Raw genomic sequence first — 2,053 nt, forward strand, 5'->3', positions numbered from 1 at the left:
GGTCGGGACTCCCGACGATGATGGCGAGGGGCCGCGGCCAATCAGGGCAGATCCGCGGACGCACCAATGACGATGCAGCCGCTTCGACGATTGCCGACTTGGCCGCAATTTCCTGAACCACCATGGCCGCAGCGACGGTGCCGAAGCCCTCCATCGTTGCCGCTTCCAGGAAGCCCGCCTCATCAAGCGCTTCATCGAGCTCGCTGCTGAAGAAAGACCGCTTGCCATCGAGGGTGCGATCGGCGGACGCGGCTTGCGTCAGGAGCTTACCAAGGGCGTCGAGCAGCGACGTGTGCTCCTCATCGAGTTCTAAGTTCACGCGCGTGGCTCCCGCGGCAGCTCAAGGTAGGATTGGGCGACAATGCTGAGTTGGATCTCAGCCGCGCCGGAAGCGACGCCCGAGGTGATCGCGCGCTCATGGTGCGCTCTCAGACGCGAGAGTTGATCGCCCGCAATGACGTCGGGCAGAAACTCGAGGCCGAAATTGGAGACCGCGTGGTCAGCCGTCACGACAGCGAACCGCGCGAGGCTTGCTTCAGCGCTCGGTGGCGCGCCGCGGGAGCGCTCGTCGACGATGCGATAAACGAGAACGCGAGCAGCCTCGCATGCCGAGAGCGCCTGGCCGGCGCGGTAGCGGATATGTTCGTCGCCCCAACGGCCTTCTTCCTTCAAGCGCAGCACCATGGAATCGAGGGTGCGACGGGCGAGCTCATGGCGCGCAATGCCTACGCGTTCGTTGCCCAAGGAATAGGTAATGATCGGCCACGCTTGTCCTTCGTCGCCCAACATGGAGGAAGAGGGCACGGTCACGTCGTTGAAGAAGACTTCATGAATGTCTCCTTCGCCGACCAAGCTGGGAATAGCCCGAACCGAGATGCCAGGCGTGTCCATCGGAACGATGAAGATGCAGATACCCTCACGGCGCTTGCCCGACGTGCGCGCCAGCAAAAAACAGTGGTCGGCCAACGCGGCGTAAGATGTCCAGATCTTGCTGCCATTGATGACGAAGTTGTCTCCATCACGCGCAGCAAATGTGCGCAGGGATGCGAGGTCCGAGCCTGAGGACGGTTCCGAGAAGCCTTGGCACCAAATCGCCTTGCCGGCGGCAGCGCGCGAGAGATGAAAGCGTTTCTGCTCTTCGGTACCGAAGCGCATGATCGTCGGACCGATCCAGTTGACATTCATGTATTGCGCGCCGCGCGGCTCGCCGGCAGCCCACATTTCCTCGCCCAAGATGAAATGTTCCCAGACGGAGGCTCCTTCGCCGCCATATTCCTTCGGCCAGTGCGGCACCAACAGACCCGCCTCGGCTAGCCGCGGGCAGAAATGCAGCGAAAACTCTGTCTGTTGCGGGGAGGCGGGACCATGACTTGCAAYGGAATCCCAATCGCTCGGCAGTTCGGCCTCGAGAAAATTCACGACACGCTGTCGGAACGCACTCTGTTGCTCAGACCAACGAAACTCCATGCCTGCGAATCCGTCTCGATATATGGGATGTTTGAGTATCTATGTCATTCGACTAATTGCGCTAATGGTTGTCAAGTCAAGTGTCATTCGAATTTTTGCGGAGTGGCGGAAGAAAGTAAAAGTGAGCCGCGTCTCATTCCATATTATGGAATAAGATGGCGCGCCAATCAGTGCGCGGATCTTGTGGTCGATCGATGCTTCGCTGCGCATTGCTATCTAGCGCCGGATGTCCATGCAGTACTCTCGGCAGGGCGAGCATCAGCGGGAACGCAAACTCGGTCCATCATCAGAAATGCAGCCGCGTCACAAGGGACGCCTCAGTGACGCGGCTGTGTCTCGCGACTGACTCAGCCCGCCGTACTGGCCGTCAGCGACGCCATGTCGATCACGAAGCGATAGCGAACGTCGGATCGTTCCATGCGTTCGAACGCTTCATTGATCTCCTCCATGCGGATCGTTTCGCATTCGGGCAGGATGTTCTTGCGCGCACAGAAATCGAGGAGCTCTTGCGTCTCGGCAATGCCGCCGATCGGAGAGCCGGCAACGCGACGCCGCCCCAGCAGAAGGGGGACGGTCGTCATCTCAT

The 2,053-nt window shown here is 60.1% G+C and carries 2 protein-coding genes and 1 pseudogene; all 3 read right to left on the reverse strand.

Annotated elements, in window-relative coordinates; all coding sequences use genetic code 11:
- Nucleotides 1-319: hypothetical protein (locus AC1DT3_RS19120; RefSeq protein WP_477466800.1), on the reverse strand; the 319-nt coding region annotated here is incomplete at its 3' end.
- Nucleotides 316-1,467 (reverse strand): acyl-CoA dehydrogenase family protein, encoded by a 1,152-nt coding sequence (locus AC1DT3_RS19125; protein WP_477466801.1) that lies wholly within the window; start codon nucleotides 1,465-1,467, stop codon nucleotides 316-318. The genes AC1DT3_RS19125 and AC1DT3_RS19120, both read right to left, overlap by 4 nt.
- Nucleotides 1,468-1,814: 347 nt before the next feature.
- Nucleotides 1,815-2,053 (reverse strand): annotated as a pseudogene (locus tag AC1DT3_RS19130) (NAD(P)-dependent alcohol dehydrogenase); the annotation flags it as partial.

This window comes from Microvirga sp. P4_G7 (assembly GCF_056401005.1).